Source organism: Arthrobacter ruber (genome assembly GCF_002954225.1).
Lineage (GTDB): Bacteria > Actinomycetota > Actinomycetes > Actinomycetales > Micrococcaceae > Arthrobacter_D > Arthrobacter_D ruber.
On record NZ_PPTH01000015.1, the window covers coordinates 214,463 to 230,961 of the forward strand.

Consider the following 16,499-nt stretch of genomic DNA (forward strand, 5'->3'; position numbering starts at 1 on the left):
GGTGTCGGCGCGGAGCACCCGTGGGCGAAAACAGAAGAGGCCGTCCCCGCGGGGACGGCCTCTTCCGGATGTCCGGACGGGTACGGTCAGGAACTGACGCCCGCTGACGTCTCCTTCTCCTGCGTCTGCTTGCCCTCGGCCAGGTTGTAGCCGGTGTCGGCGCGGCCGAGGATGCCCTGCGGGACGAAGAACGCGATGAAGGCGAGCACGATGATCGCGGCCATCGGCCAGATGTTGTCGGCCGTGAACCAGGTCATCAGGTACATCCCGAGCAGGAACAGGCCGAACATGATCGCGAACACCAGGATGTTCCCGACGAGGTGGCCCTTGCCGGCGTGGGCGGGCGGGCCTCCGGCGTTGACTTCGTGTGACATGTCGGTCTCCTTGCGTGCGGGTGTCTGCTGCGCCGTCAGTAGCCTGCGGCGCCCTGTTCACCCTTAACGATAGCGACTCCCGAGCTCGCCCCGATACGCGTTGCTCCGGCGTCGATCATCGCGCGGGCATCCTCGAGCGAACGGACGCCGCCGGAGGCCTTCACGCCGAGGTCCGGGCCGACCGTCTTCCGCATGAGCGCAACGTCCTGGACCGTCGCGCCGCCACCGTTGAAGCCGGTGGAGGTCTTCACGAAGTCCGCCCCTGCCTCGACGGCGGCTTGGCACGCAAGCACTTTCTGCTCGTCCGTGAGCAGCGCGGTCTCGATGATGACCTTCAGGATGGCACCCTGCTCGTGCACGGCGTCGGCCACGGCGAGGATGTCCGCGACGAGCGCGTCCTTCTCCCCGGCACGGGCGGCGGCCACGTCGATGACCATGTCGATCTCGTCGGCACCGTCGGCCACCGCGCCGCGGGCCTCGAAGACCTTCGACTCGGTGGTCGTGGCACCGAGGGGGAAGCCGATCACCGAGCACGTGAGGACACCGGTGTCCTTCACGGCCGTGCGGACGGTGCTGACCCAGAGCGGATTGACGCAGACGGACTTGAAGGAGTACTCGACCGCCTCGCTGCAGACGGTGAGGATCTGCTCACGGCTGGCGTCGGGCTTCAGGAGTGTGTGGTCGATGTAGGAGGCGAGGGAGACGTCGTTAGGCATGCTCCCATCCTTCCATGTCGCCCGGGGCCGGGGCGCCCTGACTCCCTGTCAGGCACGCCGCGGCATCGGGGACGGGGTCAGAGGCCGAGCGCCTCCGCGACGTCGCGCTTCACGGCGTCGAGCCGTGCCCGCGCCGACTCCTTGGCGCCGTCGAGCTCGGCGGCGGATCCGACGGGCTCCACCACCTCGAGGTAGCACTTGAGCTTCGGCTCGGTGCCGCTCGGGCGGATGATCACCCGCGTCTCGTTCTGCGTCAGGTACAGGAGCCCGTCCGTGGGCGGCAGGAGCGCCGAACCCTCGGCGAGGTCCTCGGCGACGCCCACGGGGGAGTCGGCGAACGACGACGGCGGGTTCTCCCGCAGCCTGTTCATCATGGCACCGAGCAGTCCGAGGCTGCCGACGCGCACCGAGAGCTGGTCGGCGGCGTGCAGGCCGTGGACCAGGAAGGCGTCGTCGAGCAGGTCGAAGAGCGTGCGTCCCGAGGCCTTGGTGGCGGCTGCGAGCTCGGCCAGCAGCAGGCCGGCGGAGATGCCGTCCTTGTCCCGCACGAGTCCCGGGGCCACGCAGTACCCGAGGGCCTCCTCGTAGCCGAAGGCGAGGTCGTGGACGCGGGCGATCCACTTGAACCCGGTCAGCGTCTGGACGTGGTCGATCCCGGCGCCGGCCGCGATCCGCCCCAGGAGGCGGGAGGACACGATCGAGTTCGCGAAGACGCCGCTACGGGCCGCCTCGGGGCCCGCGTCCCGCGTCGCCGAGGTGCGGCGGGACACCAGGTGCAGTCCGAGGAGCGTGCCCGTCTCGTCGCCGCGCAGCATGCGCCAGGTGCCCGTGGAGGGTTCGCGGGCCGCAAGTGCCACGCGGTCGGCGTCGGGGTCGTTGGCGATCACGAGGTCCGCGCCGACCTCCTCGGCGGTCTCCAGCGCGAGGTCCAGCGCACCGGGCTCCTCCGGGTTGGGGAAGGCGACGGTGGGGAAGTCGGGATCGGGCTCGGCCTGCCGTTCGACGACGACGACGTCGTCGAACCCTGCCGCCGCGAGGACGGCCTGCGCCGTGTGCCCGCCCACGCCGTGCAGGGGGGTGAGGACGATCCTGAGGTCGCGGTCCCGGAAGGACGGATCGGCGAGGGTGGCGACGGAGGCCACGTAGTCGGTCTCGATGGACTCCGGCAGGACCGTCCAGCCGCCGGCCGCGAGGTCGATGTCGCCGATGGCGGCGATGTGCGCGGCGATGCCGGCGTCGTGGGGTGCCACGATCTGGACGCCGCGTGCGTCCTCCTCGACGGCCCGCCCGCCGAGATACACCTTGTAGCCGTTGTCCTGCGGCGGGTTGTGGCTCGCGGTGACCATGACGCCGACCTCGCAGTCGAGGGCGCGGATGGCGTAGGCGAGGACCGGCGTCGGGAGCTCGCGCGGCATCAGGAACGTCTCGATGCCGGCGGCCGTGAAGATCGCGGCGGTCTCCTCGGCGAAGATCCGCGAGTTGTGCCGTGCGTCGAAACCGACCACCGCACGCGGCGCGTAGGCGCCGGCCGCGAGGTCGAGCGCGTGGGCGGCGACGCCCGCTGCGGCACGGCGGACGACCACGCGGTTCATGCGGTTGGGGCCGGCCCCGAGGGCCGCGCGCAGCCCGGCCGTGCCGAACGCGAGCGGTCCCGCGAAACGGTCGCGCAGTTCCTGCTCGGACACCGCCGCCGTCGCGTCACCGGACCGCACGTGCCCGATCAGGGTGCGGAGCTCCTCCGCCGTCTGCGGGTCAGGATCCGCCGATGCCCAGGCATCGGCGGTGGCGAGCAGGGTGTCCAGTTCCGAGGTGGTCATGCGGGTCCCTTACGTGGGTCTGCGGGGTCTGTCCCACGGGCGGCGGCCGGACTGCGACGGCGCCGACGCGCGGCAGGTGCCGGGAGGTCGGGGGCGGGGTGAGCGGCGGGCGGGTGCCCGATCAGATGGCGGCGACGATGTCGGCCAGCAGGCGCGAGATGCGCGGCCCTGCCGCCTGGCCGGCCTCGATGACCTCGGCGTGGCTGAGCGGTACCGGGCTGATCCCGGCGGCGAGGTTCGTGACGAGCGAGATGCCGAAGACCTCCATCCCGGCGTGGCGGGCGGCGATGGACTCGAGCGCGGTGGACATCCCCACGAGGTCGGCGCCGATCCGCTTGGCGTACTGCACCTCCGCGGGGGTCTCGTAGTGCGGGCCGGTGAACTGCGCGTAGACGCCCTCCTCGAGGGTCGGGTCCACCGTGCGGGCGAGGTCACGGAGGCGCGAGGAGTAGAGGTCCGTCAGGTCCACGAACGTCGCGCCCTCGAGCGGGGAGGACGCCGTGAGGTTGATGTGGTCGCTGATGAGCACCGGAGTGCCGGGCTGCCAGTGCTCCTTGAGGCCACCGCAGCCGTTGGTGAGGATCATCGTCGTCGCGCCGGCGGCTGCCGCAGTACGCACGCCGTGGACCACGGCCCGGACACCCTTGCCCTCGTAGAAGTGCGTGCGCGCGCCGAGCACGAGGGCACGCTTGCCGTTGGGCGTGAGCACGGAGCGGATGGTCCCGGTATGGCCGACGACGGCGGGGGCCGAGAACCCGGGGAGGTCCGCGGCGTCGAGGGTGTGCGTGGTCTCGCCGATCAGGTCGGCCGCCTCACCCCAGCCGGAGCCGAGGACGAGGGCGGTGTCGTGCCGGTCGATGCCGGTCGCGCGGGCGATGGAGCCGGCAGCGTCGCGGGCCAGGTCAAAGGGATCTGAAGTCACCGCTCCAACTTACCCTCTGCGCAAACGGCCGGACCACCGGGCCGGCGGCTCGCTACGGGGCCCTGATGGCCGCGCGACCGGCAGTCGCCCGCCGTCGCGGACCTCCCGGTACCCGGCCCCGTGGCCCCGGCCGCACGTCCCGGCACGTCGCCGTGCGGGGCGTGTCGGTGGCATGGGCGATAATCGGACGGTGACGAACCAACTCGACTTCAGTTCACTGCGTCTGGCGATCCTGGGCGGCGGGCCCGGCGGGTACGAAGCGGCCATGGTCGCGGCCTCGCTCGGCGCGAAGGTCACCATCGTGGAGCGCAAGGGCCTCGGCGGCTCGGCGGTCCTCACAGACGTCGTGCCGTCCAAGACCCTCATCGCCACGGCGGACACCATGACGCGCTTCACGGACGCGAGCGGACTCGGCGTGCACTTCTCCGCCGACAGCGCCGTCTATGCCGACCTCGACAAGGTCAACCAGCGGCTGCTGAAGCTCGCACTCGAGCAGTCCTCGGACATCCGCGCCACCCTGGAGCGCCTCGGGGTGCAGGTCCTCATCGGCACCGGGAAGCTGCTGGACGACCACCGGCTCGAGGTCGAGGCCGACGGCGGGACCACCGTCGTGGAGGCCGACGCCGTCCTGCTCGCCGTCGGATCGACGCCGCGCGAACTGCCCAGCGCCATGCCCGACGGCGAACGCATCTTCAACTGGACGCAGCTCTACAACCTCCGCGAGATCCCCGAGCACCTGATCGTCGTCGGCTCCGGCGTCACCGGCGCCGAGTTCGCGAGCGCCTACAACGGACTCGGCTCGAAGGTCACGCTCATCTCCAGCCGCGACCGCGTGCTTCCCGGCGAGGACGCCGACGCCGCCGAGGTGCTCGAGAGCGTGTTCAAGAACCGCGGCATGACCGTGCTGTCCCGGTCGCGCGCCAACGCCGTGGACCGCACCGACACCGGCGTGATCGTGACCCTCGGTGACGGCAGCACGATCGAGGGCAGCCACTGCCTCGTCGCGGTCGGCGCCGTCCCCAACACCGCAGGGATCGGCCTCGAGGAAGCCGGCGTGGCCCTCAACGAGTCCGGCCACATCCAGGTGGACGGCGTCTCGCGCACCACGGCGCCCAACGTCTACGCCGCGGGGGACTGCACGGGCGTGTTCGCCCTCGCCTCGGTGGCCGCGATGCAGGGCCGCATCGCCATCGCGCACCTCATGGGCGACTCCGTCAGCCCCATCAAGCTCAAGCAGGTGGCCTCCAACATCTTCACCTCCCCGGAGATCGCCACGGTGGGCGTGACGGAGGAGGACATCGCGTCGGGCCGGTACCAGGGCGACGTCGTGAAACTCTCCCTGCACACCAACGCCCGGGCGAAGATGATGAACGTCAAGGACGGCTTCGTGAAGGTGATCTCGCGCAAGGGCTCCGGCACGGTGATCGGCGGCGTCGTCGTCGGGCCCCGCGCCTCCGAGCTGATCTTCCCCCTCGCGCTCGCGGTGACCAAGAAGCTGCACGTCGACGACGTCGCCAACACCTTCACCGTGTACCCGTCGCTGACCGGATCCATCTCCGAGGCGGCGCGGCGCCTGCACGTCCGGCTCTGACGCTCTCCTGATCCGGGGCCGGTTCCCCGCGTCCAGCATGTGGACACGTTTATCCACGGGTTGGACGGCGGTGATCGAATATCTGGATCAACTGACGCGCGGGCGCCGTGCCGTGAGGTCCTGTGCACCTCGCGGCGGCGCTCCGTTATGAGAAAGCCGCAGCCATGACCTCCTCTACCTCCGCTGGTGCCAGCGGCACCACGAAACCGCTGAACTCGCGGGGGAAGGTGATCTTCGCCAGCCTCATCGGGACCACGATCGAGTTCTACGACTTCTACATCTACGCCACCGCCGCCGTGCTGGTGTTCCCGGCGCTGTTCTTCCCGAACCAGACCTCCGCGAACCAGCTCCTGAGCTCGTTCGCCGTCTTCGGCGTCGCCTTCGTGGCCCGTCCGCTCGGGTCGATCGTCTTCGGGCACTTCGGTGACAAGATCGGCCGCAAGGCCACCCTCGTGGCATCACTGCTGACCATGGGTATCGCAACGTTCCTCATCGGACTGCTGCCCGCCGCCACGAATCCGGGCTGGGTGTTCCTTGCGCCGCTGCTGCTCGTGGTGCTGCGGTTCCTCCAGGGCCTCGCGCTCGGCGGTGAGTGGAGCGGTGCCGCCCTGCTCGCCACCGAGAACGCGCCCGAGGGCAAGCGCGCCATCTTCGGCACGTTCCCGCAGCTCGGCGCGCCGATCGGGTTCATCCTCGCGAACCTGCTGTTCGTCCTGCTGAGCACCGCGCTCAGCCCCGAGGAGTTCCTCGAGTGGGGCTGGCGTGTGCCGTTCCTGCTGAGCGCCGTCATGGTGATCGTGGGCCTCTACGTCCGCCTGAAGCTGATCGAGAGCGCGTCCTTCCAGAAGGTCCAGCAGGAGGGCAAGGTCGTCAAGGTGCCGCTCGGCACCACGTTCCGCCTCCACTGGCGTGCGCTGATCCTCGGCACCTTCATCATGTTCGCCACCTACGTGCTGTTCTACTTCATGACGGCCTTCACGCTGACCTACGGGACGGCGCCGTCGAGCCTGGCACAGGCGCAGGCCAGGGCCGAGGCGGCCGGCAAGGAGTTCACTGCCGCGCAGGAGGCGGCGTTCGTGCCGGGCCTCGGCATGGCCCGGACGGACTTCCTCTGGATGCTGATCATCGGCGTCGTGTTCTTCGGCATCTTCACCATCGTCTCGGGCCCCCTCGCCGAGCGGTTCGGCCGTCGCAAGATGCTCCTCGCCACGACCGTGGGGATCGCCGTCTTCGGTCTGCTGTGGGCGCCGCTGTTCGGTGCAGGGACCGCCGGGGCGATGGCCCTGCTGATCATCGGATTCATCCTCATGGGACTCACCTTCGGCCCCATGGCCGCCGTGCTGCCCGAGCTGTTCCCCTCGAACGTCCGCTACACGGGCTCGGCCGTGGCCTACAACGTGTCGAGCATGATCGGTGCGGCACCCGCCTCCTTCATCGCGGTGGCCCTGTGGCAGGCAGCCGGCGGCAGTACCGTGCTGGTCGGTCTGTACCTCAGCGTCGCGGCCGTCCTCACGTTCATCGCGCTCTTCATCTCGAAGGAGACCCGCGACCGCGCGTACGAGGACAACGTCGCCTGATCCGCACGTCCAGTCCGACGGCGCCGCACCCACCCGGGTGCGGCGCCGTCGTCGTCTCCAGCGGCTGCACCTGCCGCCGTGTCCCGTCCGGTCCGTACGCCGCGGCCGGCTTCCCTCCCGCCCGTACACTGGAGAGCAAGGCGGCTAGGAGATTCCGGACTGCGCACGGGACTCGTGTGCCCGGAGCCGGCCCAACGGGGTAGTAGAAGCAGGTGGCATGGAGAAGCAGGCGCTGGCAGGGCGGTACGCACTGGGGGAGCGTGTGGGCTCCGGCGGCATGGCGGACGTCTTCACGGCCCGCGACACGAGGCTCGAGCGCGACGTGGCCATCAAGCTCTTCCGGCCCGGGACGGCCGACGGCCTCGAGCGCGGCTCCGCCGAGGCCCGCATGCTCGCAGGGCTCGACCATCCGGGCCTCGTCCGGATCCTGGACATGGACACCGGTGAGCACTCCGACGCCAGCGCCTACCTGGTCATGGAACTCGTCGAAGGCCCGGACCTCCGGGAGATGCTGAGGATCCGGGGGCCGCTCGACCGCGACGAGGTGCTGCTCCTGGCGCTGGACCTCGCGCGCACGCTCCAGTACATCCACGGCCGGGGCATCGTGCACCGCGACATCAAGCCGTCGAACATCCTCACGCGTCAGGCCGATCAGCAGAGCGGCGTGTTCCGCTATCTCCTCACCGACTTCGGCATCGCCCGGTTCTACGACGGTTCACGCATGACCGCCACCGGCCAGGTGATCGGGAGCGCGGCCTACTTCAGCCCCGAACAGACCCGCGGCGACGGCGTGGGGCAGCCGTCGGACATCTACTCGTTCGGGCTCGTGCTGATCGAGGCCCTCACGGGGGGCCGGGCGTTCCCCGGTACAGGGATCGAGAGTGCGCTTGCGCGCCTGCACCGGAGCCCGTCCATCCCTCATGCGGCCGGCCCCGAGCTCGCCGCGCTCCTGGCCGCGATGACCCAGGACGAGCCCGCGGACCGCCCGGATGCCGCCGGACTCGTCCGGGCACTGACGGCCGGGGACCTCCAGCGGCACGACGACGGCCCTGCCACCACCGCCCTGTCCGCCCCGGCGGTTGCGCCCGCGACGATGGCACGTCCCGCGAACATGTCCCTACCCCTGTCCGAGACCCGAGCCGTCCCTCTGCCGGCCACCACGGCGCAGTCCGCCCCCGAGCCGCAGGGCACGGCCCTGTCGGCCACCACGGCGCTGCCCGCCTCCGAGGCGCCTACCACTGCCCTCCCCGCGACGCCTGCGTCACGGACCCGTCCGACCACCGGCCCTCCCACGAGGCCCGGTGTCACGGGGGTACCCGCCGGCTACGCGTCGACCGCCGGTGGCGAGGCGAGCCGGGCCGACGGAGGTGCGACGGGTCCCGCCGATGCAGCGCCCCTGGTGGCCGGCGGCATGTCGGCTCGGGTCCAGGGGCCCGGATCAGGGCAGCTCTCCGCGTCACGGCCGGCCGGATTCGTGCCACGAGGCGATCGGGACGAGGCAACGGCCGATCGCTCCGGCAGCCTGCGGCAGGACGTGGCGGCGGTAGGCTCCTCGGCCGTCCGTCGTCGCGCTCTCCCATGGTTGATCGCGGTGCTCGCGCTGGTGGTCCTGGCAGCAGCCCTCTGGACCTTCACCGTCCTGTCCGGCGGGGACACTGCGCCCGACGTCGAACCGTTGCCCGCCGTGCCGGGGGAGACCGGCCAGAAACTGCAGGAACTCTACGAAAGCGTGCAGCGATGAACCGCAGCGGATTCCGCCTGGCGGCCCTGGGTGCTGCCGGGCTGTTGCTGACGGGGTGTGGCAGCGAGGCGATCGACGCCGCGACGGCCGGCGACCTTCAGGCCGAGGTGCGCACCATCGCGTCGACCGCTGCGGCGGGTGATCCCGCCGGAGCGATGCGCCTCGCGCAGGACCTGAAGGTCGACGTCGAGAATGCCCGGGCAGCCGGGGCGGTCACCGAGGAACGGGCCGTGCTGATCGGCATGCGGCTCGACGCCGTGATCACCTCGCTGGAGGCGGATCGGGCGCCGGCCGGTGACGCGCCGACGGAGCAGCGGACTGCGCCGACCGAGGAAACGCTCGAGGAACTGATCGAGGAGCCGTCGGAATCGCAGGCACCGGCAGAGACGGTCTCTCCGGCGGAACCGACTCCGGTGTCACCTGTTCCCGCTCCGGTGCAGCCCGCACCCGCCCCCGATCCGGTGCAGCCCGCGCCCACCCCCACGCCCGAGGAGGACGCCGAGGACGGCGAGGATCCGTGGTCGGAGGATGCCGATGAGGAGGCCGTGCAGGACGACCAGGACAGGGCAGCCGAGCGGGCGGCCGAACAGCAGCGCAAGGCCGAGGAGAAGGCCAGGGAGGCTGCGGAGAAGGCTGCCGAGAAGGCGGAGAAGGCCCAGGAGTCAGGCAAGAAGGGCAAGCCCGACGGGTAGACCCGGCCGGACCCGACGGCTGTCGCCGACGCGGCCGTCGGGCCCGGGACTGTCGTGCGCCACTCCCGCAGGCACCAGCTTGCGCGGCGCTAGTCCCGGATGGTCGCGATGACGGAGCCGGCCGAGACGGTGTCGCCCGGGGCCGCCGCCAGCCCGGAGACCGTCCCCGTCCTGTGCGCCGTCAAAGGCTGCTCCATCTTCATGGCCTCGAGCACCACGATGAGGTCGCCCTCGGAGACCACGTCGCCGTCGGACACGGCGACCTTCACGATGGTGCCCTGCATGGGCGAGGTCAGTTCGTCGCCGCTGACGGCTGCCTTGCCGGCGCGGGCCCGCGAGGACTTCTTCGACTTGGCGGGAGCGCTCGCCTTGCCGTTCGTCGACGCACCGAGTCCTGCGGGCAGCACCACCTCGAGGCGGCGCCCGCCGACCTCCACGACCACGCGCTGGCGGGGGTCCTCCTCGGACGCCGGGTCCGCTGCGCCCTTCCAGGGCTCGATGGTGTTGGCGAACTCCGTCTCGATCCAGCGCGTGTGGACCGAGAACGGCCCGGCAGCGGGAGCGAAGGCGGGATCTGCGACGACGGCGGCATGGAAGGGCAGCACGGTGGGCATGCCCTCGATCACCATCTCGTCGATCGCGCGACGGGCCCGCTGGAGGGCCTGCTCGCGCGTGGCGCCGCTGACGATCAGCTTGGCGAGCATCGAGTCGAAGTTGCCGCCGATCACCTCGCCGGCCTCCACGCCGGAATCGACGCGTACGCCGGGCCCGGTGGGCAGCTTGAGGGTCTGCACGGTGCCGGGCGCGGGCATGAACCCGCGGCCGGCGTCCTCGCCGTTGATGCGGAACTCGAACGAGTGGCCGCGCACCTCGGGGTCGCCGTAGCCGAGCGCCTCTCCGCGGGCGATCCGGAACTGCTCGCGGACGAGATCGAGACCCGTCACCTCCTCGGACACGGGGTGCTCCACCTGGAGGCGGGTGTTGACCTCGAGGAAGGAGATGGTGCCGTCCTGGCCCACGAGGAACTCGCACGTGCCCGCGCCCTGGTAGCCGGCCTCCCGGAGGATCGCCTTGGATGCCTCGTAGAGGCGTGTGTTCTGTTCGGCGGAGAGGAACGGGGCGGGTGCTTCCTCCACGAGCTTCTGGTTGCGGCGCTGGAGGGAGCAGTCACGTGTCGAGACGACGACGACGTTCCCGTGATCGTCCGCGAGGCACTGCGTCTCGACGTGGCGGGGGGCATCGAGGAACCGCTCGACGAAGCACTCGCCGCGTCCGAAGGCGGCCGTGGCCTCGCGCACGGCGGAGTCGAACAGTTCGGGTATCTCCTCGTGGCTGCGGACCACCTTGATGCCGCGGCCGCCGCCGCCGAAGGCCGCCTTGATGGCGATGGGCAGGCCGAACTCCCGGGCGAAGTCGATGACCTCCTGGACCGATTCGACGGGGTCCTTGGTGCCGGGTACAAGCGGGGCGCCGACGCGTTCGGCGATGTGGCGGGCCTGGACCTTGTCGCCCAGCTGGGCGATGGAGTGCGGGGACGGCCCGATCCAGGTGAGGCCGGCGTCGATGACGCGCTGCGCGAAGTCGGCGTTCTCGGACAGGAACCCGTAGCCGGGGTGGACGGCATCGGCACCGCTGCGCCGGGCGGCGTCGAGGATGCGGTCCGCCACCAGGTAGGACTCCGCCGCGGTCTCCCCGCCGAGCGCGAAGGCCTCGTCCGCCATCCGGACGTGCAGCGCGTCGCGGTCGGGATCCGCGTACACGGCGACCGACGCGATGCCCTCGTCCCGTGCGGCGCGGATGACCCGGACGGCGATCTCCCCGCGGTTCGCGACCAGGACCTTCGTCACCGGACGCTGCCGGCCGGCCTCCGTGGTGGCTTCGGGAGAGCTGCTGGCAACCGGGGACGCCGGTGGCGCGAGGGGGGACTGACTCATGGGGCGTGGACTCCTTTTTCTCAGTTCGGAGCCTAGCGGTGTTTGGTGGCTTCCGCCCATGGATCGTGCTGAAGGGGAGTGTTGTCCACTGTTCCTTTGTAGGGAACCTACAAGGCTGCGCCGTGCTCCCACAGATCGGTCACGGGGACGCCGGCGGAGTGGAGGAGGGCCCGCAGCGTGGAGATACTGAGCCCGACCACGGCGTGGGGGTCGCCGTCGACCCGCTCGATGAAGGCCCCGCCCAGGCCGTCGATGGTGAAGGATCCCGCACAGTGCAGGGGTTCGCCGCTGGCCACATAGGCCTCGACCTCGGCGTCGGACATCGCCCCGAAGTGGACGGTCGCGGAGGACACCGCGCCGATCGTGGCGCCGGATCCGCCGTCGCGGGTGTCCACGAGCCAGTGACCCGTGTGCAGCACGCCGGAGCGTCCGCGCATCCGGCTGATCCGCTCGATCGCGACGGCGGGCTCGTAGGGCTTGCCGTGCGCTTCGCCGTCGAACTCGAAGACGGAGTCGCAGCCGACCACCAGGGCGTCGTCGGCGTCGTCGAGGGACGCGACCGCCTCGGCCTTGGCACGCGCCAGCAGCAGGGCGGTGTCGTGCGGGTCGATCTCGCCGTAGGCGGCGACGACGGCGGGCTCGTCGACGTAGGACACCAGCACGTCATGCCGGATGCCGGCGTCGGCCAGGAGCTTGGTGCGGGCAGGGGACTTGGAGGCGAGGATCAGGCGGGCCGTCATGTCCCCAGCCTAGATGCCGCACGTGAAGGTGCCTGCGCGGTCCCGTCCCAGCGCCGGGGCGGGACCGGCAGGATTCTCACCAGCGGTGTGCGACGTCGACCACCACCCTCGAACCGGCACCGGGTCCGGGTACCACGAAGACCCGCATGGGCAGCCGCCCGCGCACCCCGAGCCCGAAGGTCGTCTGGCCCTCGAAGCTGCCGGCCAGCGCTACCTGACGGAAGGTGGAGTAGCCACGCACGTCGACGAGTTCGCCCCGGTCGGGTGGAGCGTACGTCGCTCGGCCGTCGTCGTAGGCGGGCGCGAGAACCGTCACGGCGAGCCGCGCACCGCCGCGCAGGGGGACGGTGAATCCGGAACCGGGCTGGGTGACGTGCTTGGTGTAGGCCACGCGGTAGCCGGCCACGGCCCCGCGGGTGTCGATGACGAGGCGGTCGAAGCACTCGTGCCGGCCGGACCGGACATCGACGATGAGGGCTGAGGAGTGGGTGGGAACGACCTTCTCGGTCGATCCCCATGTGATGCCGCAGTATGCGGCGGATGCCGGCGGCGCCCCCGCGAGGCCGAGGCCTGCGGTGAGGGCGAGGGCGGCGAGTGTGGCGGAGAGTTTCTCCGCCATGCGCGAGGACTTCATAGCGCACCACCTGGTCGAGCTGGATAGGTGCATCAATGGTCCTCCCGCGGGGGAGGAAAAGCGCCGTCGAGGGGTGGTTCGGCGCCGAATCGTTAGCGACAGCTACGGAACGGCCCGCCCCGGTATGCCGGGACGGGCCGTCGGGTCACGTGCAGTCGGTCAGCGCGCCACGGAGGCGGAGATGCCGTCGTTCGGCGCGGAGGTGTCGACGCCGTCGAGGGTGCTGTCGTCCACGAACGGGTCGCCGGTGCGCGGCGCGTTGTAGAGGTCGAGGTCCAGCAGGCGCTCGCGCCGCGCGACGATCGTCGGCACGAGGGCCTGGCCCGCGACGTTCACGGCGGTGCGGCCCATATCGAGGATCGGGTCCACGGCCAGGAGCAGCCCGACGCCTGCCAGGGGCAGCCCCAGCGTGGACAGCGTGAGCGTCAGCATGACGACGGCGCCCGTGGTGCCGGCGGTCGCAGCCGACCCGAGCACGGAGACGAGCGCGATGAGCAGGTACTCGGTGAGGGTCAGGTCGATCCCGAAGAACTGGGCCACGAAGATCGCCGCGATGGCGGGGTAGATGGCGGCGCAGCCATCCATCTTCGTCGTCGCGCCGAGCGGTACGGCGAAGGACGCATAGCCGCGGGGTACCCCGAGGTTGCGTTCGGTGACCCGCTGCGTGAGCGGGAGTGTGCCCACCGAGGAGCGCGAGACGAAGGCCAGCTGGATGGCGGGCCATGCACCGGAGAAGTACTGGCGGACGGACAGGCCGTGCGCCTTGATCAGCGCGGGGTAGACGGCGAACAGGACGAGCGCGAGGCCCACGTACACGGCGAGGGTGAACTTGCCGAGCGAGCCGATGGTGTCCCAGCCGTAGACCGCGACGGCGTTGCCGATCAGGCCCACCGTGCCGAGCGGGGCGATCCGGATGATCCACCACAGGACCTTCTGGATGACGGCCAGCGCGGAGGCGTTGAAGGCGAGGAACGGCTCGGCCTGCCTGCCGACCTTCAGGGCCGCGATGCCGACGGCCACCGCGACGACGAGCACCTGCAGCACGTTGAAGTTCAGGGCCGTGGTCACGGAACCGGATTCGGCGACGGTCGAGGACGCCTGCAGGCCGAGGAAGTTGGCGGGCACGAGTCCCGTGAGGAAGGCCCACCAGCTGCCGGTGCTGCCCGTGTACTCCTCGGGCTGGGTCGCCCCGGTGCCGGCGCCGGGCTGGAACACGACGCCGAGCACGATGCCGATGAGCACGGAGATCAGCGCGGTGATCGCGAACCACAGCAGCGTCCGACCGGCGAGGCGTGCGGCATTGTTGACGGCCCGGAGGTTGGCGATCGAGCTGACGACGGCGGTGAAGATCAGGGGGACGACGGCGGCGCGCAGCAGGGCCACGTAGCTCGAGCCGAGCGTGGCGAGCGTGGTGCCGAGGCCGTTGGGGGTCGCCTTGGTGTGGCCCGTGTACTTGGCGAGGAGTCCGAGGGCGAGGCCGACCACGAGGGCGGCGATGATCTGCGGACCGAAGGAGGTCGCCCAGCGGGGCAGCCGGCGCCGCTGGGGCGGGGTACTGGTTTCTGTAGACACGCCCGAAACACTAGGGGCGGTTTATACACAGACGAAGCGGGAGTTGCGAAATGTTACCCGGCAGGTCGCCGCAGCCCTCCGTGACCCGCAGCGACCGCCGTCCGCCGTCGTCCCCGGTGGCCGGCCGCCGTCGTTCCAGGTTCATGGCCACCGGGGTGGGCACGACCCCGGGATCACGCGGAGTTGGAGGCACCTCGACGTGAGGACCTGGGACGACGGCGACGGGAGTCGGCGGCAGGAACGACGGCGGCCGGGCGACGGTCAGGCCACCAGGGCCCGCCGCAGTGTGTCGAGTCCCACGGAACCGAGGTTCAGTGCGCGCGTGTGGAAGGCGCGGAGGTCGAAGGCGTCGCCCTCGCTGGTGCGCACCTCGTCGCGGATCTGCTCCCAGAGGCGCTGGCCGATCTTGTACGACGGCGCCTGTCCCGGCCAGCCGAGGTAGCGGGTGTACTCGAAGTCGAGCTGGCCCTCGCTGATGGCGATGTTGCGCTTCAGGAAGTCGTAACCCTTCGCCGGTGTCCAGGTGCCTTCGCCCCAGCGCTCGGGGACCTCCAGTTCGAGGTGCACGCCGATGTCGAAGACCACGCGGGCGGCACGCATGCGCTGGGCGTCGAGCATGCCGAGGCGGTCGCCCGGATCGGACAGGAAGCCGAGTTCCTGCATGAGGCGCTCGGCGTAGAGCGCCCAGCCCTCGCCCTGGCCGGACACCCAGATGGCGTTGCGGCGCCAGGGGTTCAGCAGGGCCCGCTGGTAGGTGGCCGTCGCGATCTGCAGGTGGTGGCCCGGGACGCCCTCGTGGTAGACGGTGGTGGTCTCCTTCCAGGTGGTGAAGGAGTCCTCACCCTCCGGTACCGACCACCACATGCGGCCGGGGCGGGAGAAGTCGTCGCTCGGGCCCGTGTAGTAGATGCCGCCCTCGTTCGTGGGGGCGATCCTGCACTCGAGGAGCCGCATGACGTCCGGGATGTCGAAGTGCACCCCGGCCATGGCGTCGACGGCCCTGTCGGAGAGCTCCTGCATCCAGGCCTGCAGCGCGTCGGTGCCCTGCAACTGGCGGGCGGGGTCCTCGTCGAGGATGCGCATGGCCTCCTCGATCGTCGCGCCCTCGCGGATCTCGTTCGCCACCGCTTCCTGTTCGGCGATGACGCGGTCGAGTTCCTCGACGCCCCACCGGTACGTCTCCTCGAGGTCGACGGCTGAGCCGAGGAACACCCGTGACATCAGTGCGTAGCGCTCCCGGCCGACGGCGTCCTTCTCCGGCGCCGAGGGGAGGAGGTCGTCCTGCAGAAAGGAGGCGAGGCCGCGGTAGGCGGCACGCGCGGCGTCGGCGCCGGACCGGAGCTGCTTCCGCACGGGCTCGGGGAGTTCGGCGTCACCCGCATCCGCAGTGGCACCGAGGGCGTCGAAGAAGCCGCCGTCCTCGGCGTACTTGGTGGACTGCTCGACGACGACGGCCACCTGCCGGCGGGCGGCGACGAGGCCGCGCTCGCGACCGGCGCGCAGGGACGAGATGTACCCGTCGATCGCGCCGGGCATGTTGGCCATGCGGCCCGCGATATTGCCCCAGTCCTCGGCCGTGGCGGTAGGCATGAGGTCGAAGATCGCGCGGATGCTCTGGGCCGGGCAGGCGATGTTGTTCAGCTCGGCGTAGGAGAGGCCGGTCTCGTGGATCTCGAGGTCGAGCCCGAGCCGCTCCCGCATGGCGTCGAGCGTGACGACGTCGACGTCGTCGGCGGGCTGCAGGCCGTCCAGCCGGAGCAGGGTCTCCCGGGTTGCTTCCGCCAGGGCTTCTATGCCTGCCGGGGAGTAGTCCCGGTACTCCGTCTCATGGCCCGGGATGCCCAGCTCGGTGGCGAAGTCGGGCATGAGTTCGAGGAGTGTCTCGTAGTAGGACGTGGCGACGGCGTCGATCGCCGTCGACGGCCGGGTGGGCTGTTCGTCGGGGGACGGGGCGGGGGCTGGAGTGTCGTGGGTCACAGCCCGAGCCTATCGTCAGAAGGTTGCCGGAGGCCACCGGGTGCTCCCGCGTATCGTTCCCCGAGTCCGGTCGAGGGCAGCGTGCGTGGTCCGGTGCCGCCCGCCCGTGAGCTCCGTGCCGAGACGCGCTGGTCCGGAGGATGTCCGGATGGAACACTGCTCCTGGAGGAGCCCGACCAGCCGGCCGCCCGGCCGGGATCCCGCACCTGAAC

At 70.9% G+C, this 16,499-nt stretch carries 13 protein-coding genes; 4 read left to right on the forward strand and 9 right to left on the reverse strand.

The genetic code is table 11. The annotated features are described in order from the left end of the window. Window positions 1-86: 86 nt before the first annotated feature. The 4 genes from CI785_RS07515 to CI785_RS07530 all read right to left on the reverse strand — a co-directional run bounded on the left by CI785_RS07515 (window position 87) and on the right by CI785_RS07530 (window position 3,829). On the reverse strand, window positions 87-374 hold the full coding sequence (locus CI785_RS07515; RefSeq protein WP_105031451.1) for a hypothetical protein: 288 nt from the start codon (window positions 372-374) through the stop codon (window positions 87-89). A gap of 35 nt (window positions 375-409) precedes the next feature. Further along, window positions 410-1,090, reverse strand: coding sequence for a deoxyribose-phosphate aldolase (deoC, locus tag CI785_RS07520; protein WP_105031452.1), 681 nt, complete (start codon window positions 1,088-1,090; stop codon window positions 410-412). 77 nt (window positions 1,091-1,167) lie between these two features. Further along, a complete protein-coding gene (locus CI785_RS07525) occupies window positions 1,168-2,907 on the reverse strand; it encodes a phospho-sugar mutase (protein ID WP_105031453.1) in 1,740 nt (579 codons plus the stop codon). Between the two features lie 121 nt (window positions 2,908-3,028). Beyond that, window positions 3,029-3,829 carry a purine-nucleoside phosphorylase gene (locus CI785_RS07530; RefSeq protein ID WP_105031454.1) on the reverse strand — a complete coding sequence of 267 codons (801 nt, stop codon included), beginning with the start codon at window positions 3,827-3,829 and terminating at the stop codon, window positions 3,029-3,031. 190 nt (window positions 3,830-4,019) lie between these two features. Between CI785_RS07530 and CI785_RS07535 the strand changes: the two genes are divergently transcribed. The 4 genes from CI785_RS07535 (at window position 4,020) to CI785_RS07550 (ending at window position 9,430) form a co-directional block, all read left to right on the forward strand. Further along, a complete protein-coding gene (locus CI785_RS07535) occupies window positions 4,020-5,420 on the forward strand; it encodes an NAD(P)H-quinone dehydrogenase (RefSeq protein WP_105031455.1) in 1,401 nt (466 codons plus the stop codon). Between the two features lie 164 nt (window positions 5,421-5,584). Continuing rightward, on the forward strand, window positions 5,585-6,997 hold the full coding sequence (locus CI785_RS07540) for an MFS transporter (RefSeq protein WP_105031456.1): 1,413 nt from the start codon (window positions 5,585-5,587) through the stop codon (window positions 6,995-6,997). A gap of 217 nt (window positions 6,998-7,214) precedes the next feature. Beyond that, window positions 7,215-8,738 (forward strand): serine/threonine-protein kinase, encoded by a 1,524-nt coding sequence (locus CI785_RS07545; RefSeq protein WP_105031457.1) that lies wholly within the window; start codon window positions 7,215-7,217, stop codon window positions 8,736-8,738. After that, window positions 8,735-9,430, forward strand: a complete 696-nt coding sequence (locus CI785_RS07550) for a hypothetical protein (RefSeq protein ID WP_105031458.1) — start codon at window positions 8,735-8,737, stop codon at window positions 9,428-9,430. The genes CI785_RS07545 and CI785_RS07550 overlap by 4 nt, the downstream gene beginning before the upstream one ends. An 89-nt stretch (window positions 9,431-9,519) precedes the next feature. Here CI785_RS07550 and CI785_RS07555 read toward each other — a convergent pair whose 3' ends face one another. The 5 genes from CI785_RS07555 to CI785_RS07575 form a co-directional block, all read right to left on the reverse strand. Beyond that, a complete protein-coding gene (locus CI785_RS07555; RefSeq protein WP_105031459.1) occupies window positions 9,520-11,364 on the reverse strand; it encodes an acetyl/propionyl/methylcrotonyl-CoA carboxylase subunit alpha in 1,845 nt (614 codons plus the stop codon). 107 nt (window positions 11,365-11,471) lie between these two features. Beyond that, complete coding sequence (locus CI785_RS07560) at window positions 11,472-12,104, reverse strand: Maf family protein (protein ID WP_105031460.1); 633 nt, start codon at window positions 12,102-12,104, stop codon at window positions 11,472-11,474. Window positions 12,105-12,180: 76 nt separating this feature from the next. Then, window positions 12,181-12,723 (reverse strand): AMIN-like domain-containing (lipo)protein, encoded by a 543-nt coding sequence (locus CI785_RS07565; protein ID WP_105031658.1) that lies wholly within the window; start codon window positions 12,721-12,723, stop codon window positions 12,181-12,183. 174 nt (window positions 12,724-12,897) lie between these two features. Beyond that, window positions 12,898-14,310, reverse strand: a complete 1,413-nt coding sequence (locus tag CI785_RS07570) for a dicarboxylate/amino acid:cation symporter (protein WP_105031461.1) — start codon at window positions 14,308-14,310, stop codon at window positions 12,898-12,900. A gap of 261 nt (window positions 14,311-14,571) precedes the next feature. Continuing rightward, a complete protein-coding gene (locus CI785_RS07575; RefSeq protein WP_240615067.1) occupies window positions 14,572-16,287 on the reverse strand; it encodes a DUF885 domain-containing protein in 1,716 nt (571 codons plus the stop codon). Window positions 16,288-16,499: the final 212 nt, after the last annotated feature.